The sequence below is a fragment of the Salinivibrio sp. MA427 genome (genome assembly GCF_001996115.1).
Taxonomy (GTDB): domain Bacteria; phylum Pseudomonadota; class Gammaproteobacteria; order Enterobacterales; family Vibrionaceae; genus Salinivibrio; species Salinivibrio costicola.
Window position 1 is genome coordinate 18,352 of record NZ_MUFH01000001.1, and the last position, 23,649, is coordinate 42,000.

General features: G+C 51.4%; 19 protein-coding genes and 4 tRNA genes. 4 read left to right on the forward strand and 19 right to left on the reverse strand.

Annotation, left to right across the window (positions count from 1 at the left end):
* The first annotated feature begins 7 nt into the window (after positions 1-7).
* Complete coding sequence (locus BZG79_RS00100; protein WP_077773489.1) at positions 8-2,638, forward strand: glycosyl hydrolase family 18 protein; 2,631 nt, start codon at positions 8-10, stop codon at positions 2,636-2,638.
* Between the two features lie 77 nt (positions 2,639-2,715).
* Here BZG79_RS00100 and rlmB read toward each other — a convergent pair whose 3' ends face one another.
* The 14 genes from rlmB to BZG79_RS00175 all read right to left on the reverse strand — a co-directional run bounded on the left by rlmB (position 2,716) and on the right by BZG79_RS00175 (position 18,744).
* Positions 2,716-3,450 carry a 23S rRNA (guanosine(2251)-2'-O)-methyltransferase RlmB gene (gene rlmB, locus BZG79_RS00105; protein WP_077460011.1) on the reverse strand — a complete coding sequence of 245 codons (735 nt, stop codon included), beginning with the start codon at positions 3,448-3,450 and terminating at the stop codon, positions 2,716-2,718.
* A 3-nt stretch (positions 3,451-3,453) separates the two neighbouring features.
* Positions 3,454-5,949, reverse strand: a complete 2,496-nt coding sequence (gene rnr / locus BZG79_RS00110) for a ribonuclease R (RefSeq protein ID WP_077773490.1) — start codon at positions 5,947-5,949, stop codon at positions 3,454-3,456.
* On the reverse strand, positions 5,921-6,487 hold the full coding sequence (locus BZG79_RS00115) for a tetratricopeptide repeat protein (RefSeq protein WP_077773491.1): 567 nt from the start codon (positions 6,485-6,487) through the stop codon (positions 5,921-5,923). The genes rnr and BZG79_RS00115 overlap by 29 nt, the downstream gene beginning before the upstream one ends.
* 204 nt (positions 6,488-6,691) lie before the next feature.
* Positions 6,692-7,990 (reverse strand): adenylosuccinate synthase, encoded by a 1,299-nt coding sequence (locus tag BZG79_RS00125; RefSeq protein ID WP_025744518.1) that lies wholly within the window; start codon positions 7,988-7,990, stop codon positions 6,692-6,694.
* Between the two features lie 125 nt (positions 7,991-8,115).
* Positions 8,116-8,304, reverse strand: a complete 189-nt coding sequence (locus BZG79_RS00130; protein WP_028569675.1) for a DUF2065 domain-containing protein — start codon at positions 8,302-8,304, stop codon at positions 8,116-8,118.
* Positions 8,305-8,400: 96 nt separating this feature from the next.
* On the reverse strand, positions 8,401-9,291 hold the full coding sequence (gene hflC, locus BZG79_RS00135; RefSeq protein ID WP_021023482.1) for a protease modulator HflC: 891 nt from the start codon (positions 9,289-9,291) through the stop codon (positions 8,401-8,403).
* A gap of 2 nt (positions 9,292-9,293) precedes the next feature.
* Positions 9,294-10,454, reverse strand: coding sequence for an FtsH protease activity modulator HflK (gene hflK / locus BZG79_RS00140; RefSeq protein WP_021023481.1), 1,161 nt, complete (start codon positions 10,452-10,454; stop codon positions 9,294-9,296).
* Positions 10,455-10,503: 49 nt separating this feature from the next.
* On the reverse strand, positions 10,504-11,796 hold the full coding sequence (hflX, locus tag BZG79_RS00145; protein ID WP_077460015.1) for a ribosome rescue GTPase HflX: 1,293 nt from the start codon (positions 11,794-11,796) through the stop codon (positions 10,504-10,506).
* Between the two features lie 27 nt (positions 11,797-11,823).
* Positions 11,824-12,102 (reverse strand): RNA chaperone Hfq, encoded by a 279-nt coding sequence (gene hfq, locus BZG79_RS00150; protein ID WP_021023479.1) that lies wholly within the window; start codon positions 12,100-12,102, stop codon positions 11,824-11,826.
* 76 nt (positions 12,103-12,178) lie between these two features.
* Complete coding sequence (gene miaA, locus BZG79_RS00155) at positions 12,179-13,120, reverse strand: tRNA (adenosine(37)-N6)-dimethylallyltransferase MiaA (RefSeq protein ID WP_077669287.1); 942 nt, start codon at positions 13,118-13,120, stop codon at positions 12,179-12,181.
* Positions 13,113-15,044 (reverse strand): DNA mismatch repair endonuclease MutL, encoded by a 1,932-nt coding sequence (gene mutL, locus BZG79_RS00160; RefSeq protein WP_077773492.1) that lies wholly within the window; start codon positions 15,042-15,044, stop codon positions 13,113-13,115. Before mutL ends, miaA begins: the two co-directional genes overlap by 8 nt.
* Position 15,045: 1 nt before the next feature.
* Positions 15,046-16,731: an N-acetylmuramoyl-L-alanine amidase gene (locus tag BZG79_RS00165; protein ID WP_021023476.1), complete on the reverse strand. Its 1,686-nt coding sequence runs from the start codon at positions 16,729-16,731 to the stop codon at positions 15,046-15,048.
* A 1-nt stretch (position 16,732) separates the two neighbouring features.
* Positions 16,733-17,203, reverse strand: a complete 471-nt coding sequence (tsaE, locus tag BZG79_RS00170; RefSeq protein ID WP_021023475.1) for a tRNA (adenosine(37)-N6)-threonylcarbamoyltransferase complex ATPase subunit type 1 TsaE — start codon at positions 17,201-17,203, stop codon at positions 16,733-16,735.
* A 68-nt stretch (positions 17,204-17,271) separates the two neighbouring features.
* Positions 17,272-18,744 carry a bifunctional ADP-dependent NAD(P)H-hydrate dehydratase/NAD(P)H-hydrate epimerase gene (locus tag BZG79_RS00175; RefSeq protein WP_028569672.1) on the reverse strand — a complete coding sequence of 491 codons (1,473 nt, stop codon included), beginning with the start codon at positions 18,742-18,744 and terminating at the stop codon, positions 17,272-17,274.
* An 80-nt stretch (positions 18,745-18,824) separates the two neighbouring features.
* Between BZG79_RS00175 and queG the strand changes: the two genes are divergently transcribed.
* Positions 18,825-19,952: a tRNA epoxyqueuosine(34) reductase QueG gene (gene queG / locus BZG79_RS00180; protein ID WP_175993112.1), complete on the forward strand. Its 1,128-nt coding sequence runs from the start codon at positions 18,825-18,827 to the stop codon at positions 19,950-19,952.
* Positions 19,953-20,422: 470 nt separating this feature from the next.
* Here queG and BZG79_RS00185 read toward each other — a convergent pair.
* From BZG79_RS00185 to orn, 5 genes are all read right to left on the reverse strand, one after another.
* Positions 20,423-20,498: transfer RNA gene (locus tag BZG79_RS00185), tRNA-Gly, on the reverse strand.
* An 18-nt stretch (positions 20,499-20,516) separates the two neighbouring features.
* Positions 20,517-20,592 (reverse strand) — tRNA-Gly (locus tag BZG79_RS00190).
* Between the two features lie 30 nt (positions 20,593-20,622).
* Positions 20,623-20,698 (reverse strand) — tRNA-Gly (locus BZG79_RS00195).
* A gap of 38 nt (positions 20,699-20,736) precedes the next feature.
* Positions 20,737-20,812 (reverse strand) — tRNA-Gly (locus BZG79_RS00200).
* A gap of 132 nt (positions 20,813-20,944) precedes the next feature.
* On the reverse strand, positions 20,945-21,490 hold the full coding sequence (orn, locus tag BZG79_RS00205) for an oligoribonuclease (protein WP_077773494.1): 546 nt from the start codon (positions 21,488-21,490) through the stop codon (positions 20,945-20,947).
* A gap of 79 nt (positions 21,491-21,569) precedes the next feature.
* Here orn and rsgA point away from each other — a divergent pair, with 79 nt between their 5' ends.
* Together rsgA and asd are read left to right on the forward strand one after the other, a co-directional pair.
* The gene (rsgA, locus tag BZG79_RS00210; RefSeq protein ID WP_077460021.1) at positions 21,570-22,622 is read left to right on the forward strand and encodes a small ribosomal subunit biogenesis GTPase RsgA; all 1,053 of its coding nucleotides are present in this window, start codon (positions 21,570-21,572) and stop codon (positions 22,620-22,622) included.
* A 97-nt stretch (positions 22,623-22,719) separates the two neighbouring features.
* Entirely contained in the window at positions 22,720-23,583 is an 864-nt protein-coding gene (asd, locus tag BZG79_RS00215; RefSeq protein WP_077773495.1) for an archaetidylserine decarboxylase, read from the forward strand.
* Positions 23,584-23,649 lie beyond the last annotated feature (66 nt).

The window sequence follows — 23,649 nt, forward strand, 5'->3', positions numbered from 1 at the left end:
AGCAAACATGAAGCCAATGACCCTACTCTCTCTGGCGATTGCTGGGGCACTGGGCGCCAGCCACGCCGTGGCGGCCCCTTCAACCCCAAGTTTGGACTGGAAGCCACAAAACTATTCTTTTGTTGAAGTCGATGAATATGGCCGCGGATCGTACAAAGATCTGGTGCAGCGCGTGGATGAAGTCCAAATTGAAATTAAATGGAATGCCTGGTCCGGTGATGGCGGTGATAGCTACAAGGTGTACTTTGACGATCAGGTGGTCAATCAAGGCACTTTACCGGCAGGCACCCAATCCGGCACAGTCACTTTCCCCTATGACAAAGGCGGTCGTCACCAGCTTAAACTCGCCTTGTGTGAAGGGGGCGTCGATGGTCAGTGTGCGACCAGTGCCGCCAAACCCATCGTCATCGCAGACACCGACGGCGTCCATCTTGACCCACTGCCGATGAATGTCGACCCGAACAACAATGACTATCCCAAACAGCCTGATACCGTGGTGGGGGCATACTTTGTCGAATGGGGCATTTATGGTCGTAACTTCGATGTCAGTCAGGTGCCCGCGGGGAATCTCACCCACATCTTGTATGGCTTTATCCCCATTTGTGGCCCCAATGAGTCATTGGGCGACATCGAAAATGGCAACAGCTTGCGCGCACTTGAGCTCGCTTGCCAAGGCTCAGAAGACTATGAAGTGGCAATCCATGACCCATGGGCGGCGATTCAGAAAAAGCTGCCCGGCACACCGGCCAAAGATCCGATAGGTGGCACCTACGCGCAAATGATGGCGCTCAAGCAGCGCTACCCTGATCTGAAAATTCTCCCCTCCGTGGGCGGCTGGACCCTATCCGACCCCTTCTATGATTTCACCGACAAGGCCAACCGTGACGTCTTTGTCGCCTCAATGAAAGAGTTCCTGCAAACCTGGAAATTCTACGATGGGGTCGACATTGACTGGGAATACCCAGGCGGTGGCGGTGCCAACCCTGATTTAGGTGACCAAGATAAGGATAGCCAAGCCTACGCGGCCTTAATGCGTGAGCTGCGCGCGATGTTGGATGAGCTCGAAGCCGACACGGGCCGTGAGTACCAACTCACCTCGGCCGTCGGTGCCGGTTATGACAAAATCGCCAACGTCGATTACAGCGCCAGCGCGCCGTACATGGATTACATCTTTGCCATGACCTACGACTTTTTCGGCGCATGGAATAATGTCACCGGTCACCAAACCGCCATTTACTGTGGCAGCCACATGAGTGCGGATGAATGTGATGGCACTGGCGTCGATGATAACGGCGAGCCCCGCAAAGGCCCTGCTTACACGCTCGATAATGGCGTGCAATTACTGCTAGAAAGCGGCGTGCCACCGGAAAAAATGGTGATCGGTACCGCGATGTACGGTCGTGGCTGGGAAGGCGTTTTCCCTGCCAATGCAACCGATCCTAGCAACCCGATGACCGCGCCCGGTAACGGCCCGATCAAGGGCAGCACCGCTGATGGTATTTGGGAAGCGGGCGTGATTGACTACAAAGGCGTCGTCACATCAATGCTCGGCAGCGCGGGTAACGGCATCAATGGCTTTCAAACCGGTTATGATGAGCAAGCTGAAGCGGCCTACATTTGGAACCCTGACAACGGCAAGCTGGTCACTTACGACACCCCCCGCTCGGTCAAAGCCAAAGGCCAGTATGTGCGTAATCACAACTTCGCCGGTTTGTTTGCATGGGAGATTGATGCCGACAATGGCGATATCCTCAATGCGATGCACGAGGGCTTAGCACAGGATGGTCAGCCGCCAGTCAACAACGCCCCAACAGTGAGTCTCGCGCAACAAAGCTATACGCTGGCGCCGGGAGAATCATTAACCATTGCTGCCAATGGGCGCGATCGGGATGGCGATGCCCTGATCTATCGCTGGCAAGGCGATACGGCGTTGACCCTGACCAATGGCGACACGGATTCGGTCACCGTGACCGCCCCTGACGTGAGCACCAGCACCGACTATTCCCTGTCGGTGACAGTCTCGGATGGCCAAGCTAATGCCGAGGCCAGCGCCACTATAAAGGTAGTGGTGCCGGGTGAAAACCAAGCCCCTACCGTGGCACCTATCACCCCAGTTAGCCTGAAAAGCGGTGAGCAAACCCGTGTAACCATTGAGGCAAACGACCCAGATGGCGATACACTCAGCTACACCTACCGAGCATCCGGCGATCTGGCCGTTTCTGGCACCGGTGATCAGGTGACGCTGACCGCGCCTACCGTAACTGAGAATCGCGACTATGTGGTTACAGTAGAGGTCAGCGATGGCGACAAAACCACGCAAGCGCAATTCACAGTGACCGTGACGCCGACCAGTGGCTTGCCAATGTGGGATGAAAACACCGTGTATGTCGGCGGCGATCGCGTCCTGTATCAAGGGGTTGAGTATCGCGCCAAGTGGTGGACCAAAGGCCAGCGCCCAGACCAAGGCGATCCATGGGAGCGCGTCGGGGATAGCCAAGCCAACCAAAGCAGTGAATGGCAAGCGACCGTCGCTTATTCCGGCGGCGCTGAAGTTGAATATAACAACCAACGCTACCAAGCCAAGTGGTGGACGCAAGGCGAAAAGCCGGGCAGCGCCGCGGTCTGGCAATTGCTGTAACGGTTTCTCACTTCCCTCAATGACAAAACGCCCCAACAGGGGCGTTTTTCTTCAACGGTGGACAAGAGACAAGGCACTTAACGACGCTGACGCACCGCTTCATACAAACAGACACCAGTTGCCACGGATACGTTCAAGCTCGATACGCTTCCTGACATGGGAATACGAATTAGCTCATCACAGGTTTCACGAGTCAAACGGCGCATGCCGTCTCCTTCCGCGCCCATCACTAAGGCTAGCGGCCCCACCAATTTGGTGTCGTAAACATCATGATCGGCTTCACCGGCGGTGCCCACAAACCACACGCCCTGCTCTTTGAGCGTCCGCATTGAACGCGCCAAGTTAGTAACACGCACCAAAGGCACCACTTCAGCTGCGCCACAGGCCACTTTGCGGGCCGTCGCGTTAAGCTGAGCAGATTTATCTTTCGGAACGATGACCGCACTCACTCCGGCTGCATCGGCAGTGCGCAGGCAAGCCCCCAAATTATGCGGGTCGGTGACACCGTCAAGTACCAGCAACAAAGGGTTCTCGGTATTAGCGAGGATCGCCTCCAAGTCATTCTCGTTGTACTGACGACCCGGTTTGACACGGGCCACAATCCCCTGATGCGACGCACCTTGAGTTTTGTCGTCTAACGCTTTGCGGCCCACTTGCTGAATACTCACGCCCAGCATCGCAATGTCATTGAGCACGGGGACCAAACGCTCGTCTTGACGCCCTTTTAATACCATCACTTCAATAAAGCGGGAAGGATCGGTTGCTAAAATCGCTTGGACGGCATGAATGCCGTAAATAACTTCACTACTCATGATTTACTTCTTTTTCTTGACCGCTTTAGGTTTTTGCTTTTTCGCCTTTTTCTTGCGTACTTTTTCCGCAGGCGACTTACCTTTGCCCTTCTTGCCTTTTTTCTCTTCAGGGGCCTTGTCTTCTTCAACGCTTGGCACCGCGCCGCGTTTGAGCTGTTGCCGTACCGAGGTTCGCTCACGGCGCGCTTGTGGGTCTTTATTCGACTCCGCACGACCTTTCTTGCGTTTATCTCGGGCGGTTTTTCCCGGGCGACGAGCTTTGCGCTCAGAGCCTACCAGCTCAAAGTCGATTTGTCGCTCATCCAAGTTCACCGCCAGCACTTTCACTGCCACCTGATCGCCAAGTCGGAACACACGACCCGAGCCTTCACCAATCAAGCGTTGACCGACCATATCAAAGCGATAGTAATCATTATCGAGGTTGGAAATATGGACTAAGCCATCGATATGTAGCTCATTAAGGCGAACAAAGAAGCCAAAACCAGTGACATTAGCAATCACGCCTTCCAGCTCATCACCAACGTGATCTTGCATGTACTCACACTTGAGCCAATCAGCCACATCACGGGTAGCGTCATCAGCACGGCGTTCGGTTTTCGAGCACTGCTCACCGAGCACATCCATATCGTCAAACGAGTAGTGGTAGCCACCGGTCGGGGTCCAACGATCTTGGTTTTTACCCGCCTGCTTGGCAATCAAGTATTTGAGTGCACGGTGCAACAGCAAATCCGGATAGCGACGAATAGGCGAGGTAAAGTGGGCGTATTGTTTTAGTGCCAAACCAAAGTGACCTTGGTTATCCGCTTGATACACCGCTTGCTTCATCGAGCGGAGCAACATGGTCTGAATAAGCTCACTGTCCGCGCGACCATGGACCACGTGCATCAGTGCCGCGTAATCTTTCGGCGTCGGCTCTAGGCCGCCACTCAGGCTTAAGCCTAACTCGCCTAAGAAATCTTTAAAGCCACTAAGACGTTCTTCACCCGGTGCTTCGTGAACACGATATAATGCCGGCTCTTTGTGTTTTTCCACAAAGCGCGCCGAAGCGACGTTGGCCAAGATCATACATTCTTCGATGATCTTGTGCGCATCGTTGCGCTCCACCGGCACAATTCGGTCGATTTTGCGCTGTGCGTTGAAAATAAATTGGGTTTCCACCGTCTCGAACTCAATGGCCCCACGCTGCTGACGCGCACCACTGAGCACCTTGTACATATCATGCAAGGTCTCTAAGTGCGGCACCAAAGAGCGGTAGCGCTCACGCAGTTCCTCATCGCCTTCCAGAATATGAGACACCTTGGTATAAGTCAGACGCGCGTGGGAGTTCATCACCGCTTCATAGTGCTTGTAGCCGGATAGTGCGCCTGACTCAGAAATTGTCATTTCACAGACCATACATAGACGATCAACCTGTGGATTGAGCGAGCATAGGCCGTTGGAAAGCACTTCCGGTAACATGGGCACCACTTGGTTGGGGAAGTACACCGAGTTACCGCGGTTTTGCGCTTCTTTATCCAGCGCAGAATCAGGCCGCACATAGTAACTAACATCGGCAATTGCCACCCACAAACGCCAGCCACCAGAACGTTTACGTTCACAGTAGACCGCATCATCAAAGTCGCGGGCATCTTCACCATCGATGGTCACCAGCGGCAGATCGCGTAGATCAACGCGGCCTTCTTTCGCTTTTTCCGGCACTTCCTCGTTCAAACTTTTCACTTGCTTGAGCACGGCATCCGGCCATTGATGAGGAATATCGTGGGTGCGCATTGCAATCTCGATTTCCATACCCGGCGCCATGTTCTCGCCTAGCACGTCAACAATTTTGCCAACAGGATTGGTTTGCCGCGTCGGGCGCTGCATGATCTCAACCACCACTACATTGCCCATACGCGCGCCCTGAGTGTGCTCTTTATCAATCACGATATCTTGGCCCAGGCGGCTGTCGTCTGGCACGACAAAGCCCATACCGTCTTCGACAAAATAACGCCCAACGATTTGGCCTTGACGTGCTTCCAACACTCGCACGACACGGGCTTCTTGGCGACCGCGCTTATCGGTGCCAACACCTTGCGCCAAAATGACATCGCCATGCATCACGCTACGCATTTGATGATACGGTAACGTCCAATCGTCATGATTGCCTTTCCCTTCAGGGCGCAAGAAGCCAAAACCATCACGGTGACCAATAACGGTCCCTTTAATCAGATCCAGACGCTCGGGCAAGGCATAGCACTTACGCCGAGTAAACACGAGTTGACCATCTCGCTCCATCGCACGCAGGCGTCGACGTAAACCTTCATACTGATCATCGCCGTCTAAACCGAGATGGGTAAACAGATTGTCGCGGCTCACTGGCGCCTTAAAGCTGCGGATCACTTCCAGCAAGTGCTCTCGGCTGGGAACCGGATTTTCATATTTTTCAGCTTCACGGGCCTGGTGTGGATCCGCAGCGATGTTGTTTGGCGTATTATTTGTCGAACCTGTGTCTTGCGACATAGACCTTTTCCGTAATGGTCTGATATAACCAACGATAAGCATCCTCATAATCAAGCGGTGAACCGACGTCATCCACCAGCAACTCGGCCAGTTGAATTCGCGCGCGGGTATCCCCCAATGAAGCGGCTTCGCGCAGGTAAGGAATCGCGCGTCGTTGATCTTGCTGCACCAAGGTCCCATTCGCATAGTATCGCCCTAACTGCTCCAATGCCGCAGGTAACCCTTGCTGCGCAGCCTGTTTCATGTAATACACACCGAGCTCGGCATCTTGATCAACGCATACGCCCCACGCCAACATATCGCCGTACAAGAACTCATAGGCGGGAGATCCCACACGTGTTGCCCGTACTTCGATGTCTTGTACGAGTTGGCATTCATCTTGTTCCACACGCTCAAGGTGTGAGTTGGTCTCGAATAAGGCGATCAGTTCACTTTCTTCATACAAGGGCACCGCTGGCCCCACATCCGCTCTCGCGGTTGCTGTTGCCAACGTCGTTACCGTTAGTAAAAGTGAAAAACTCAGCGTTCGAAACTTCATGCCTACTCGCTATTCAACCAAGAAACCCAACAGCAACGCGCGCGCTAACCGTGTGCTTTTTTGTATCGGCACCCTGCTTAATGACTTTAGCAAAGGCGGCAAGTTTTTTCCGCTTTCCACGCGATCTGGGTTCCAACCTCATCCAATAGCGATAAAAAAAGCCAGCGTTAAACGCTGGCTTCATGGTTTGTCTTCGCGCAAGCATTAGCTCTCGAAAGGATGAACCTTAATGATGGTTTCATTACGGTCTGGGCCAGTTGAAATCAGATCAATCGGCACGCCAGTCAAGGTTTCAATGCGCTTGATGTAATCAAGTGCAGCTTGTGGTAACTCGTCGAGTGACTTCACCCCAAAGGTGTTTTCGCTCCAACCCGGCATAGTCTCATAAACAGGCTCGATGTTTGCGTACGCATCCGCAGCCAATGGTGATACCTCTACCATGGTGCCGTCAGCCATCTTGTAACCGGTACAAATTTTGATTTCTTCCAAGCCGTCCATCACGTCCAGTTTGGTCAAACAAAAACCCGAGACCGAGTTAATCTGCACGGCACGGCGCATAGCCACCGCGTCAAACCAACCACAACGACGCTTACGACCCGTGGTTGCACCAAATTCCGCACCCTTGGTACCTAGATGCATACCAATGTCGTCATCAAGTTCTGTTGGGAACGGACCTGCTCCTACTCGCGTGCAATAGGCTTTGGCGATACCTAGCACATAACCAAGATGACGAGGACCAAAACCAGAGCCTGCAGCCACACCGCCAGCGGTAGTGTTTGAGGAGGTGACATACGGATAAGTACCGTGATCAATATCTAGCAAGGTGCCTTGTGCGCCTTCGAACATGATTTTGTCATCACGTTTACGCGCATCATCGAGCTCTTGGGTGACATCAATCACCATACCGGTGAGGATGTCTGCTTGCTCCATGACCTTGGCTAAGGTGTCTTCATAGCTTACAGGTTCGACTTTATAGAAGTGCTCTAGCTGGAAGTTATGGAGTTCCATCACTTCTTTCAGCTTTTCAGCGAAGGCTTCTTTATCGAATAGGTCACCCACACGCAAACCACGGCGCGCCGCTTTGTCTTCGTACGCTGGGCCAATACCACGGCCTGTGGTGCCAATGGCTTTCTTGCCACGCGCTTTTTCACGCGCTGCATCCAACGCAATGTGATAAGGCAGGATCAAAGGACACGCTTCTGATAGGAATAGGCGCTCACGCACGGGCACGCCGCGTGCTTCCAGCTCACCCATTTCTTTCAGTAAAGCGTCTGGCGACAGCACCACACCATTACCGATAATGCATTTAACGTTGTTGCGGAGGATACCAGAAGGAATCAAGTGTAGGACGGTCTTTTCACCGTCAATGACAAGAGTATGACCTGCGTTGTGACCGCCTTGATAGCGAACCACGTATTTTGCATCTTCAGTCAAAAGATCAACGATCTTTCCCTTACCTTCGTCACCCCATTGGGTGCCGAGAACGACTACGTTATTACCCATCTTCTTCGATATGCAGCTAGTTAAAAAAGGATTCTAGCACCTTAAAAACTCGGTTGCAGTTATTTTTTAACCGTATTGTCGTTTTCTTTCCATGGGTTTGTCACGTCAAGCTGACAGCCGCGTTGTTAACCTAAGATGGAATAGGCGAATACAGCGCCAATCACCACTAAACATCCTCCGATACGTCGCAACTGATTATCCGGCTGCTGACTCAGCTCGGTCACCATTTGTCGCCATTGCTTGGGGAATAACATAGGCCCCAGCCCCTCGACAATTAATACCAGCGCGAGCGCCCCCCAGAATGTCATCATGATTCCTTCTCCTTTGTTGAACTCTACTGTGCGCAATCATTACCCGATAAAAAAAAAGACAAGGCACGATGCCTTGTCTTTTCTGTCGGTGATAACGATTTATTGATCGATCACATCTGGCTGCTTCATGTATTTGAAGAAGTCACTTTTCGGATCAACAATCAGCATATCGCCCTTGCTGTCAAAGCTCTCGCGATAGGCCTGTAGCGAACGTACAAAACTATAGAACTCAGGCTCTTTCTTGAACGCACGGGCAAAAAGCTGCGCCACTTCAGCGTCTGCTTCACCGCGTGTGATTCGCGCCTGACGCTCTGCTTGAGAAAGAATCGTGGCTACCTCAAGTTCTGCTTGTGCGCGAATAATTTCAGCCTGCTCACGACCTTGAGCACGATGACGACGCGCCACTGCTTCACGCTCTGCACGCATACGGGCATAGATGGATTCACTGATCTCGCTTGGAAGATTGATACGCTTGATACGCAAATCAATCAGCTCAATCCCTAAATCACGTATCCCCTCACCCGCGGCACGCTCCAACACACCTTCCATGACTTGGTCGCGCTTTTCAGACACTATCTCTTTGATGGTCTTGTTACCAATTTCGGCACGCAGACCGTCAGAAATACGACGTTGCAGCAGCGACTCAGCGGTGATCTTATTACCGCCCCCTGTGGCAAGGTAGTATTGACCGAAGTCTTTAATTCGCCACTTCAGATAAGAGTCGATAATGACATCTTTTTTCTCTGCAGTAACAAAGCGATCGGCACGGTCATCCATGGTTTGAATGCGCGCGTCGAGGGTCTTCACTCGGTCAAACAACGGCAACTTAAAGTGCAAACCTGGCTGATAGATTTTCGCGATCTCGTTATCCACTTTCAGGACACGTCCAAAGCGAATCACAATACTGCGTTCACCTTCACTCACCACGAAGATCGACATCAAAAATATCACGACCGCTAAGACTATAACCGGGATCATCATCTTACGCATGCTTAGTATCTCCCTTCACGTGATGAACCAGAACGCGGCGCCGATTCAGGCTGTTTTGGCTGAGAGCTTTGCTCCAGCTCAATGCCATACTGGCTGCTCGACGTTTCTTTACGCTGGTTAGGCCCAACGGCTGCCCCTCCCATCAACTTATCCAGCGGGAGATACAAGAGGTTGCTGTTTCCGCTTTGCGAATCCACCATCACCTTACTTGTACTGCTGTACACCTGTTCCATAGTTTGAATATACAGACGATTACGTGTCACGCGTGGCGCATCAATGTACTCTGGCAACAGCTTTTCGAATTGAGAGACTTCACCTTCTGCTTCATTGACCGTACGAGCTTTGTAACCCAATGCGGCTTTTTTCAGCGTTTCGGCTCGACCCGTTGCCTTTGGCAAGACGTCATTACGATACGCTTCTGCTTCACGGATAAAGCGCGCTTCATCCTCACGTGCTGCAATGGCGTCATCAAAGGCATCTTTTACCTGCTCTGGTGGTCGTGCGTACTGGAAGTTCACGTCGACAACAATTAAGCCCATGTTGTATTTATCAATGATCTGATTCAACTCAACTTGGGTGCGCTCACGCACTGCTTGACGACCTCGAGTGATAATATCATCCATCACAGAATCACCCACGACCGCACGAAGCGCTGAATCCGTTGCTTGACGCAAGCTGTCATCAGCATTGGTGACACTGTAGAGATACTGCTGAGCATCCATCACGCGATATTGGACATCCATTTCGACGTTGACCACGTTTTCATCTTTGGTCAGCATCAAACCTGAACTGTTTAGCGAGCGGATTGATTCCATATCAACCGTTCTCACGGTATCAACAAACGTCGGTTTCCAGTTAAGGCCAGGTTGCACGACACGATCATACTGACCGAACCGAAGCACCACACCACGCTGCGCTTCGCCAATGGTATAGAAACCGGAAATACCCCATACGATAATACCGATGAGTGCGAGGACACCTAGCCCCGCCATTCCGCCACCGAAAGAAGGTCCTTTGCCTTTCCGGCCACCAAAGCCACCCAGTTTGCGGCTTAGTTTATTAAACAATTCATCAAGATCGGGTGGTCCTTGATTACGGCCACCACGATTCCCCCAGGGGTCTTTGTCGGGACCGCCATTGTTTCCTGGCTCATTCCACGCCATTCGCGCACTCCATCAAATTGATCTGACGATAATTTTTTACTCTAGCAGCCTATTCACTGACGATAAAGTCGCCAAGCTGGTTGCCTTCTCTTTTTTCTAACCGATGCCAGTCTGTTTGCGGCAGCCTAACATCGACTAATAGATGCCCATCGTCTTGGTATTCTTCACTGACAATGCATCGCATCTGGTGAAATTTACTTTGCATCCGACCCGCTAGATTTGGCGGTAGTCGTAATCGATGCCGCACCATGGTACCGGCCAAACGCTCGGTCAGCGCGTCAAAGATGAGCGCAATACCTTGCCCCGACAAGGCTGAAACCCATACGGCTTTCGGCACGCCCTCGTCGTCTCGTTCAATACGAGGCTCAGCCTGATCCAGACTATCTATTTTATTCATGATAAGTAGACGTGGCACATCATCGGCTTCAATCTCTTCGAGCACGCTGTCAACAGCCTCAATGTTGCCACTCAATCGCTCATCACTGGCGTCAACCACATGCAACAATAAGCTCGCTTCTTGCGTTTCTTGCAATGTCGCTTTAAACGCCGCCACCAAATCATGTGGCAAATGGCGAATGAAACCGACGGTATCGGCTAAAATCGCGGTGCCGACATCTTCGACTTCAATCCGACGTAAGGTCGGATCCAAAGTAGCAAACAGTTGATCGGCTGCATAAACGCCAGCTTCGGTAATCCGATTAAACAGCGTCGACTTACCCGCATTGGTATACCCCACCAGCGATACCGTTGGTACCTCGGCACGCGCTCGCGCACGTCGTCCTTGCTCGCGCTGCTTGGCCACTTTGTCTAACCGACGCAAAATCGCTTTTACCCGATCACGCAATAAACGACGATCCGTTTCTAACTGGGTTTCCCCTGGGCCACGTAAACCAATCCCCCCTTTCTGACGTTCAAGGTGGGTCCAGCCACGCACGAGTCGGGTAGAAAGATGCCGTAACTGCGCTAATTCAACCTGCAATTTACCCTCATGCGTACGTGCACGCTGCGCGAAAATATCGAGAATGAGGCCTGTTCGGTCCAATACTCGACATTTAAATCGCTGCTCCAGATTACGCTCTTGGGCGGCAGACAAGGTATGATTGAAGATCACCACATCGGCCCCGACGTGCTGCACGGTCTCTGCAATTTCTTGGGCTTTTCCCTCGCCGACAAAATATTTCGGGTGAGGAGACTGACGGCTGCCGACAACAACTTGCAAGGCGTCGACACCCGAGGACGAAACCAGCATTTGAAACTCACTGAGATCATCCCACTCGCCATCATGGGTAAAATTAATATGAACGAGTACAGCCTGTTCACCGGCCTCGTAACGGTCAAACAAGCGAAAGACTCCTTAGCAATTGAATACTCACTCCTCAGGTTTTTCTTGCTGACGATCGCCCTGTGGACGCTCTCCAGCCCCTTGGTTATTGTTGTGATGGCTCACGGCACGTGCCGGCACCACAGTAGAAATGGCATGCTTGTACACCATTTGATTCACGGTGTTTTTCAGCAAGATCACAAACTGATCAAACGATTCGATTTGCCCTTGTAACTTAATGCCATTCACAAGGTAAATGGAAACAGGAATACGCTCACGACGTAACGCATTTAGGAATGGGTCTTGTAATGATTGCCCCTTAGCCATTAGTTCTTTTCCTTATTTGTTTGTAATTGTAGTCAATGTCGCGGTTAAGCAGCGTCCTTGTCAGTGACAGTATACATCAAGTTTCCGTCCCTGCCGTCAACGCTTTTGTCACCGTTTGTAAAGACAGTGACGGCGCGTCACTGTCAAGCCACGTCACATTTTCCCAGCCTCGCAGCCAAGTTATCTGACGTTTGGCTAACTGGCGCGTCGCGCAAATCCCACGGTAAACGGCTTCATCATGGGTGCTACGTCCGGCCAAATAATCCCACATTTGGCGATACCCAACACAGCGGATCGAGGGCAGATCGGGATGCAGATCCTCTCGCTCAAACAGTGTACGTACCTCCTTTTCAAAGCCCGCTTCAACCATTTTGTCAAATCTGAGCTCAATGCGGCGATGCAACTCACCTCGTTCCTGAGGCGCTATTGCAAATTGGTGTACCTGATACGGCAAAGGTTCACCTTTTTTTTCCGTCAATGCGGTCAGGGTTTGTCCACTGATACGGTACACCTCAAGTGCCCGCATAATCCGCTGCGGATCGTTGCGATGGATCCGCGCACCAGAAACAGGATCAACATCACATAACTGTGCATGAAGCGCTTCCCAGCCATGCTGCTGCGCTTCTTTTTCTAATGCGTCACGCACACTAGGATCCGCACTGGGTAATGGCGATAACCCTTCTAATAACGCTTTAAAATACAACATGGTGCCCCCAACCAACAGAGGGATCTTGCCATTCGACACGATCTTCTTCATTTCTGTGAGGGCGTCTTCACGAAAGTCGGCTGCGGAATAAGCCTGAGCGGGATCTCGAATGTCGATGAGGCGATGCGGCGCCTGTGCTAATTCGTCAGCGGTTGGCTTGGCGGTACCAATATCCATTCCTCGATAAATTAAGGCCGAATCAACACTAATAATTTCAACCGGCATGGTATTGCGTAATGCAATGGCCAGATCCGTTTTTCCCGAGGCGGTTGGCCCCATCAAAAAAATGGCCTTAGGCAGCGGATTAGTCATGTTGTAATGCTTCTATTGCTGAGGTTAGGTCGAGGCGCGTAAACAAGCGTTGTCGCCCTTTTTCCAACGCCTCACCCTGCCAATACTGTTCAATTTCCGATACGGTCTGTACCGCTTGCGCAAGGCTGACTGGATCCGATGCAACTGTCAACTGCTTTGCCAGCCAACCCAACAGGTTCGCGCGGTGATCCGGATTAGATTGGCTGGGGTCTAAGCCGCCTAAAAAGTTCAGCAGGGCTGGAACAAAGGCTTGCAGATTCTGTTGCCGCAGTGGTTGGCATACAGACATCACCATTAACTGCTGGCCTTTTACCCGAATATGAATACCAAATTGCCCCAGTAACGTTTGATAGTGGCTAATCGCATCACATTCGGATGCAGACGCGGATAAACGTTGTGGAATTAATAAAGGCTGAGTCACTAATCCCTCCGCCAAGGCTGGTTGTAACGCCCCTTGATGACGCCAGCTTTCTAACCGATGATGATCAGCTAACCATAAATCCTCACCCCACGACATCAGCACATAATGCTGGTCAATCACCGCGAGTACTTTTCCCAAACCAGGTTGGCCACTCACTATCTTAGCTGGTGCCATACACGTGCTTACGCTAACCGGCGAAGGCGACTGCTCACTCGATGTCGCCTCATCCTTCGCATCGTCAGTGTGAACGGCGGCTCGCGGCGTCATTAACCTTTGATAGGCTTGGGTCGCTTGCTTGGAAGGCGTACTCGAACGGTCAGCGCGCGAAGCTTGCCCTTTTGCTGGCCGTGACGACTCGGTTGACTGTTTCCCCGGATAAGCGGGAAAGGCATTCACCGCTTGCTGGTAGGAATGGTCGGTTGCCACGGYCGATGCTCGAGGTTGATAAGACACTGTCTCTCTGACCTCGCCGGTCTCTGGATTGACCGTCTCGTCGATGGGTAACGATGATTGTTGCAGCCCGTCATAAATCGCTTGATAAATAAAGTCATGCACCAGCCGTGCTTGATGAAAGCGGACTTCATGCTTCGCCGGATGAACGTTCACGTCTACCTGATGCGGATCCACATCGATATAAAGCACATAAGCGGCATACTGATCGGGCGCCAAGCTTTGCTCATACCCTTGGCGGATAGCATGGTTGATCAATTTATCTTTCATCATGCGCTGATTCACAAAACAATGCTGCATATCGTTTTGCTGCCGCGCGCCATCAGGGGTACATATCCAACCGCGCAGCGCCATATCGTGATGGGTCAAGTCAATCCGCAGCGCATGATCAACAAATTTTTGCCCGCAGACGGCTTTTAGGCGACGTAGAGGATCTCCCTTTTCAGGGATACGCCGATATTGGCGAACCTGCGTGCCGTTGTGGCGCAGGTTAATGGTAATATCAAATCGGCTCAAAGCGATACGTCGCAGCAACTCATCAATATGGCTGAACTCGGTTTTATCGGTACGCAAGAACTTACGTCGGGCTGGCGTGTTAAAAAATAAATCCACCACTTCCACGGTACAACCCACCGGATGCGCTGCCGGTTTCACGCTAACGGCCATATCGCGTCCTTCAGCAAAGGCTGACCACGCTTCTTGCTGTTCCGCGGGGCGAGAGGTAATGGTAAGGCGCGAAACGGCGCTCACACTCGCTAACGCCTCTCCCCGAAAGCCCAAGCTCATGATCGCTTCTAAATCATCCAGGCTGTGGATTTTGGAGGTCGCATGGCGACTTAATGCCAGCTGTAAATCTGTTTTGCTGATCCCWACACCATTATCACGGACACGAATGAGCTTACTGCCGCCTTTTTCAATATCGACGTCAATACGGGTTGCGCCGGCATCAATACTGTTTTCCACCAGCTCTTTAACCACCGATGCTGGCCGCTCGACCACTTCGCCCGCGGCGATTTGGTTGGCGAGTCGAGCGGGTAATATCTCAATCGCCATATCAGCTTCCTGGAATAATTAAGGTTTGTCCGACCGCCAGGGTATCTGAGCCGAGTTCATTGGCACGACGTAAGCTTTCGATTGTCACCCCATAATTACTGGCAATTTTACCGAGGTATTCACCGCGTTTCACTTTGTGCTTGATGGCCGGTGATGTCGCACCAGGGACCTTCAGTTTTTGCCCGACCCAAAGGGTATCGGACTTGAGATTGTTCGCTTGGCGAAGCGTGCTCAGTGAGACTTGATACTGCTCGGCGATTTTACCGAGAAATTCGCCACGGCTCACGGTATGAGTCAGGGTTTGTGTGGATGCCCGCTCGGCTTTACCGGCTAACTTAGCCACATCGACATTCGGAATTGATAGCACTTGTCCCACATGCAGCGTGCTTGAGGTTAAGCCGTTCGCCGATTTTATCGCGGCTATTGAGCTTTGATACTGTTTGGCGATAACTGAGAGGGACTGTCCCGGGCTGACTTTATGTTTTACCCCGTTTTTACGCGCTGCAAACAAGGTGCCGTCAGGAGGAAAGCGTTCAAAGTAATTACGAATACCATGATAAATGGCATTCGCCAAACCACGTTGATGCCCTCGTTGGAATAACAAACGCTCTTCTTGTGGATTGGAAATAAACCCGGTCTCCACCAACAAGGACGGGATATCCGGCGATTTGAGCACGGCCAAACTCGCGTGCTCAGGGCTCGATTTGTGCAGCTTGGTCACTTTACCCAGTTCTTTCAATACCCGTGTTGCAACGTCAAAGCCTTCTTTTTGCGAGTTACTAAACTGCAAGTCCAACACCGCACGGCTTAAATATTCGTCCTCGTTATTTTGTGCGAGCAAAGAGCCACCACCTAACAAGTTGGATTGCTCTTCATGTTTTTCAATCCAGCGACCAATTTCACTGTTCGCTCGGCGGCGTGAGAGCACCCACACCGAGGCACCACGAGGTTGTGGCTGATGAAAACCGTCGGCATGCACTGAGACGAGTAAATGGGCTTTGTGTTTGCGTGCGATTTCAGAACGCTGATTCAAATCAACAAAATAGTCACCGGTACGGGTCAAGACGGCCCGCATTCCCGGCACCGCATTGATGCGTGCAGCCGCTTGTTTAGCAATGGCAAGATTGACATCTTTTTCCTGCTTGCGACGCGGCCCAATGGCGCCGGGATCGTTACCGCCGTGCCCAGGGTCAATCGCGACGACAATGTCTTCAGTGCCAAAGGGTAAAGCCGCGACCGTCTCACGCCGCTTCTTTTCCGCTACCGAGAGTGTCGGTTTGTTCTTATCCACTTTTTGCGCGTGCGGTAAATCAACCACTAAACGGTGGCCATACTCGCCTCCCGGTGCGAGAGAAAATATCGTCGGCTTAGCGTCATTTTTTAACTCAAAAACCAGTCGATACGTGCTGGCATCAGGGGGGCTGCTCTTGCGGATTTTAGTCAGAATATCGCTGCCTTTAACCTGCTTTGGCAAGCCGGTGGCGAGCTGACTTTGTTTCAAGTCGACCACAAGTCGGTCCGGACGTGTTAAAGAAAAATAACTAAAATCCGCCTTTTCAGCGAGATCAACCACCACCCGGGTTTCATTCGGTGCCGGCCACACCCGAATATTTTCGATTTTGTTGGCCCAACTTGTTGCACTCAACAAACTGGCGATCATCAAGATGCAAAGCCGCTGCCACATCATGCTAGTCTTCCCATTCTAGGCGGTCGATAATAGCCAGGCCTGCCGCGCTATTGGCATCAATAATAAGGTTGCGCTGCTCACCGTCGTAACGCAGAGTGATATCCAGATCGGCATGCGGTAACCAGCCTTCTCCCTTTTCTGGCCATTCAATTAAGCACAGCGCTTGTTGATTAAAATAATCTCGGATCCCCATAAACTCCAACTCTTCTGGATCCGCCAAACGGTAGAGATCGAAATGATACACTTGCCAAGGTGTTAGCTCATAAGGTTCAACCAAGGTATAGGTTGGACTTTTGACATTACCGGTATGCCCCATCGCCTGGATAAAACCGCGGCAAAACGTGGTCTTTCCCGCACCAAGATCGCCATGTAGATAGCAGGTTGTACTTTGCGTACAAGCACGCGCCAGTGCCGCGCCGAAAGCCACCGTGCGATCCGCATCGGTCAACTGAGTGATAAAAGTCTGGGTCATACTACTTTGGGATCTCGTCTGTTATTTATGTCATAAACGGCTCTGATTACTGAACCAGGCGCGTTTCTCTAATCCACTAACTGCTGCAAATAGGGAAACAAATCGCTGGCGAGCAATCCTCGTTCACCGGCCTGAGCGGCGTAATCACCCGCTTTACCATGAAGGTAGCAACCCAATGTTGCCGCCGAGAATAAATCAACGCCTTGCGCCAACAAACTACCGATTACCCCCGAGAGAACATCGCCCATTCCCCCAGACGCCATGCCAGGATTGCCCACATTTGCAACAGCATAATCTGTGCCATCATATACGATCGTTCCTGCCCCTTTAAGCAAAACGACACCACCATACCGTGTTTGTATCGCTTTGACGGCGGCAAAACGATCGAGTTCCACCTCTTTTACTTCACAGCCCAATAAGCGAGCGGCCTCGCCTGGATGAGGCGTGAGAATCCAATCGTCGCGGTGTTGGGGTTGCCGCGCTAATTTATTTAATCCATCCGCATCAACAACCTTAGGCAATCGTGCCGAGAGGGCAATGGTCCAGAGTGCATCCGACCACGCACTCTGGCCAAGTCCAGGGCCGATAACAATATGGGTGGCCCAAGACAAGGCATCACCTAATGATTGGCCCGGCGCCCAGCTTTGCGTCATTAGCTCAGGCTGACGCGTGACGAGCATCAAGGTATGGTCTTTTTGCGTCACAACTTTGACGAGGCCGGCGCCAGTGCGTAACGCAGCTTGGGCACAAAGCGTCACGGCACCGGCCATACCATGGTCACCGCCTAAACAAAGAACGCGACCAAATTGCCCTTTATGTGCACTGCGCGCTCGGGGCGGGAGGCATTGCGTTTTGATATCGTCACTGATCAGCTGCCCAGCCGGTTCCGCTTGACGTGCAAAGGCTGTTGCTACATTGAGACCAGCAAAAATAAGTTCACCGCGATGCGTGACCGCTTGYCCGGTTAATAAGCCTTGTTTTAATGCAATCAAGGTAACCGTTATATCCGCTGCGATTGCCACACCTTTTACACAGCCACTGTTAGCACATAAGCCAGACGGAATATCAACCGCTACCACTGGCACGTGGCAATGATTAATCACCCTGACCGCTTGGGCAAAATCGCCTTCAACCGCGCGCGATAAACCGGTGCCCAACATGGCATCGACAATGACATCAAACTGCGTGACGGTAGGCTGGGTCTTAATAACGCTTCCACCACAATCTTGCCACTCTTGCCAAGCGGTTGCCGCGTCGCCACTAAGTTTTTCTGGCGCGACCAATGACCATATGGTGACATTTAATCCCGCTGATTTCGCCAACCGAGCAATCACATAACCATCGCCGGCGTTGTTGCCCGCACCACAGACGATCAATAACCGTGCCGCGTTAGGGTAATACTGATTGATACTATCAAAGACGGCTTGGCCAGCTCTTAACATCAGCTGATACATAGGAATATCCAACGCACGCGCGACAGCCTGTTCGCCTTCACGAACTTGCTCTGCACGATAGAAACTCTGTGGTAAACTTGTCGCCATCAACTGCCTCCATTGATTGTACTGCACCACTTAAGGCCTCAGGATCTACCGCTATGTCGCAACCCACGCCCGATGCATCGATTAATTTCGACCAATTAGCCCAACGTATCAAGCAATGGGGACAAGCGCTAGGCTTCCAGCATGTTGGGATCACGGATGTTGATCTCAAGCAACATGAGGCGCAACTGCAACGTTGGCTCGACAATGGCTATCACGGTGAGATGGCGTGGATGGCGCGACATGGCATGATGCGTGCGCGCCCAGAGGAGTTGGTGCCTGGTACGGTACGCGTGATTAGTGTACGCATGAATTATTTACCACCAGAAGCGGGATTTGCCACCACATTGGCCAATCCACGTTTAGGTTATGTGAGTCGCTATTCTTTAGGGCGCGACTATCACAAACTCATCCGCAACCGATTGAAAAAGCTGGGGCAGCAAATCGAAGCCGAGGTTGGTCCCTATGGCTATCGTCCTTTTGTCGACTCGGCACCTATTTTAGAACGTCCGTTGGCAGAAAAAGCAGGGTTGGGATGGACAGGTAAACACTCATTGATCCTTAACGAAGAAACGGGATCCTGGTTTTTCCTCGGCGAGCTATTGGTTGATCTCCCTTTACCGACGGATACTCCCGTTGATAATCAGTGTGGCAAGTGCGTTGCTTGTATGACGAGCTGCCCAACCCAAGCGATTGTTGCGGAAGGCGTGGTCGATGCCCGGCGCTGTATTTCCTACCTCACCATTGAATATGATGGTGTGATCCCTATGGAGTTTCGCCACGCGATAGGTAACCGCATTTACGGTTGCGATGACTGCCAGCTCGTTTGTCCATTCAACCGCGAGGCTGAACTCACCTTAGAAGCCGACTTTCACTGTCGCCCTAGCCTTGATCAACAGCCGCTCACCACACTTTTTAATTGGGATGAGGACACTTTTTTATCCTTAACGCAAGGGTCGGCCATTCGTCGTATTGGGATTAAAAAGTGGCGACGCAATCTTGCTATCGCGATGGGCAACGCGCCTTATGATCCAGAGATCGTTGCGAGCTTACGAGCCCGGCATGGAGAGGATGCATTGGTTGATGAACATATAGAGTGGGCGCTCGGTGAGCAAGAAAGCAAACGACAGCGCATTGATGTGGCCGTACTCCCCACCGGCACTCGCCGCCTGGTGCGCATCATTGAAAAAGGGTTACCGCGAGATGCTTAGCACTGTTAAATAGCAGAAAGATGACGCCATTCACATTATGTGGAAAACTATTAAGCAATGTGTGTTTATGGTGCACTTTTTGATAGTTAAACACATAGGCAGGGTATTAAGCGAGCAAGATCACGATAGTGAATAACACTGTGGAAAAGCATTAGTTAACCTGGAAAAAAATACACTATTCCCCTTTATTTTCAGCTAAATAGAGAGAAATGGTGTTTATTTCCGGTGTACAACATCGTCCTCGTGCTTGCTGACAAGATCACCGGCATGGCGGGCTTTACAGAATTCATCAACCAAGTTATCCACAAAACGAGTCTTGTGGATAAAGCTGTGCATTAGTAATTAAAAGCACGCCAATACGCCACTTCCAGAGGAAGTACGTTAGGTGTGAATTTGATGCTAGAGATGATGCTTCACAGCATTAAAGACGGCGCTATATGTAACGCCACACTTGCGGTTAACCAAGTGATTGGAGCGACACACGGGGTTCGAACCCGTGACCTCAACCTTGGCAAGGTTGCGCTCTACCAGCTGAGCTAGTGTCGCTTATACCGAATTGTTATTTGGAGCGACATACGAGGTTCGAACTCGTGACCTCAACCTTGGCAAGGTTGCGCTCTACCAGCTGAGCTAATGTCGCATTGCCGATGCGTAACATCGAATTTTAAATTGGAGCGACACACGAGGTTCGAACTCGTGACCTCAACCTTGGCAAGGTTGCGCTCTACCAGCTGAGCTAGTGTCGCTTAGATCGACCTGATCACTATCAGATCGATATTTAATTTGGAGCGACATACGAGGTTCGAACTCGTGACCTCAACCTTGGCAAGGTTGCGCTCTACCAGCTGAGCTAATGTCGCTTTCAACAGACGATTCACGTCGTTAGGGCTGCGAATTATACGAAGAAAAAACCGGGTTGCAAGTGCTGATAAGCAAAATTATGATTTTTTCTTTTGATCGCTCAAAAGAGCAACAGATCGACGAAAAGAAAATCAGATCGTCAGGATCCTTTCGCGATAGAACTGCAATTCTGCAATTGATTCCCGAATGTCGTCAAGGGCTAAATGGGTGCCTTTTTTAGAAAACGCATTCAGTATTTCGGGCTGCCAACGGCGCGTAAGCTCTTTCAGCGTACTGACGTCCACCGTGCGATAGTGAAAATAACGCTCCAGCACCGGCATATGACGATAGAGAAAACGACGATCTTGGCCCACACTGTTACCACAAATCGGGGAGGCCCCCGCGGGTACCCATTGAGATAAAAATGCGATCGTTTGCTCAATAGCCGCTTGCTCACTGACTTGACTTTGTTGCACACGCGCAACCAAACCAGACTGGGTATGCGTTTGCGTACACCAATCATCCATTTTATCGAGTTCGCTTTGCGGCTGATGGATCGCTAATACCGGCCCTTCTGCCAGGATATTAAGCTGTGCATCGGTCACAATCGTTGCGATCTCAATGATCTTGTGGGTGTTCGGATCGAGCCCGGTCATTTCCAGATCGATCCAGATTAAATTGTTTTCACTGAACGCCATTGAACTTGCCTTTTTTATGGGTAAACCATGTATCATACTGTGCTTGATATGAAAGCCAACTTAACTGATAAGAGTCAACGTGGCAAAAAAGAAAAAGCTTACTAAAGGCCAATTGCGGCGGGTTCGATCGAACCAGCAACGTCGGATCAAACAGCATGATAACGACATCCAATGGGAAGATGCTGCCCTTGAGTCCTCTCGTGAAGGCCGAGTGATCACGCGATTTGGGCAACATGCCGATATTGAAGATCCGCAAACAGGGAAAATACACCGGTGCAATCTTCGTCGTTCCGTCAGTAGTCTGGTAACAGGTGATCGCGTCATTTGGCGCCCAGGCAAAGAAGCGCTCGAGGGATTTGCCGGCGTGGTTGAAGCGGTACATGATCGCATGTCGGTTCTGACACGGCCTGATTACTATGACGGCGTTAAACCCGTTGCCGCCAATATCGATCAAGTGGTGATCGTGGCCGCGATCTTACCCGAGCTGTCGCTCAATATTATCGACCGTTACTTAATTGCGTGTGAAGTACTCAATATCGCCCCGCTCATTGTGGTCAATAAAGTCGACCTGCTGGATGATGACGGCCGAGAAATGGTCGAGACGCTGCTCGATATCTATCGAGATATTGGCTATCCCTTGGTGATGGTGAGCGCCGATTCTGGTGAGGGCATGTCGACACTGGTTGAACAATTGGATCAACATGTCAGTGTGTTCGTGGGACAATCAGGCGTGGGTAAATCAAGCTTGGTCAATACCTTGTTACCCGATGTGCATGCGCAAACGCATCAGGTATCAGAAAACTCAGGACTGGGGCAACACACCACGACCGCGGCACGCTTGTATCATTTCGCCCAAGGGGGCGATCTCATTGACTCGCCTGGCGTGCGCGAGTTCGGTTTATGGCACCTTGAGCCGGAACAAATCGCCCATGGGTTTGTCGAATTTCGTGAGTATTTAGGTGGGTGCAAATTCCGCGACTGCAAACATGGCGACGACCCAGGTTGCCTGCTTCGTCAGGCGGTCGAAGATGGCCATATTAGTGTCGAACGCTTTGACAGCTACCACCGCATTATTGAAAGCATGAAAGAAGCAAAAGATAACCGACAGTTCTCACGAAATAAGCAACTGTGAGCCGCTGTCACTACACGTATTGATTCGCTACACTGCGTGCCAATCCATAGCACGCATTGAGCGTAATTAACATTCAATAACTTGTCAGGACGAAACTGTGCGAGACGATTTAAAAGTCGGGCTGCAATACCTTGCGCCGAAACACGCTCTTACCCGAGTCATGGGCAAATTGGCTAGCTTAAAAGGCGGCTGGTTCACAACCTCGGTGATTAAGTGGTTTATTAAGCAGTATCACGTCGACATGGGCGAAGCAAAGGTCAGTGATCCTGGCTACTATCGCACCTTTAATGATTTTTTTGTCCGTGAGCTAAAACCTGCGTTACGTCCCATCGAAGGCGATAATGATACCTTGGTTTTTCCTGCCGATGCCTGCGTCAGTCAAGCGGGACGCATCGAGCAGGGGCAATTAATCCAAGCCAAAGGCCACTACTTTTCATTAACCGAATTAATCGGCGGCGATGCAGCACTCGCTAGCCAATTTGATGAGGGAGCGTTCGCCACCTTATATCTCTCACCGCGTGATTATCACCGCGTCCATATGCCATGTGACGGGGTACTGCGCGAGATGATCTATATTCCTGGCGATCTCTTTTCAGTCAACCCGGTAACAGCAGAAAACGTTCCCAACCTGTTCGCGCGCAATGAGCGTGTTGTCTGTCTCTTTGAAACAGATTTCGGCCCCATGGCGCAAATTTTAGTGGGTGCGACCATTGTCGGTAGCATTGAAACCACGTGGGCGGGCACGGTGACACCGCCAACTGGCGGCAGCATTCGTCGTTGGCAATACCCGACCGAGGGCGAGCAAGCGATTCACTTTGTCCAAGGTGATGAGATGGGCCGATTCAAGCTGGGCTCAACCGTGATTAACCTCTTTCCACACGGTGCCCTGCACTTCGACGACCAAGTTACCCCTGGCGCACCTACGCAAATGGGGCAGCCCTACGCGCATCGGCAGGCGTAATCGAAAAAATTGTGAGATAAGGGGCATTTATGCCCCTTTTTTGTGTCGAAATTCGGAGATTTTTCC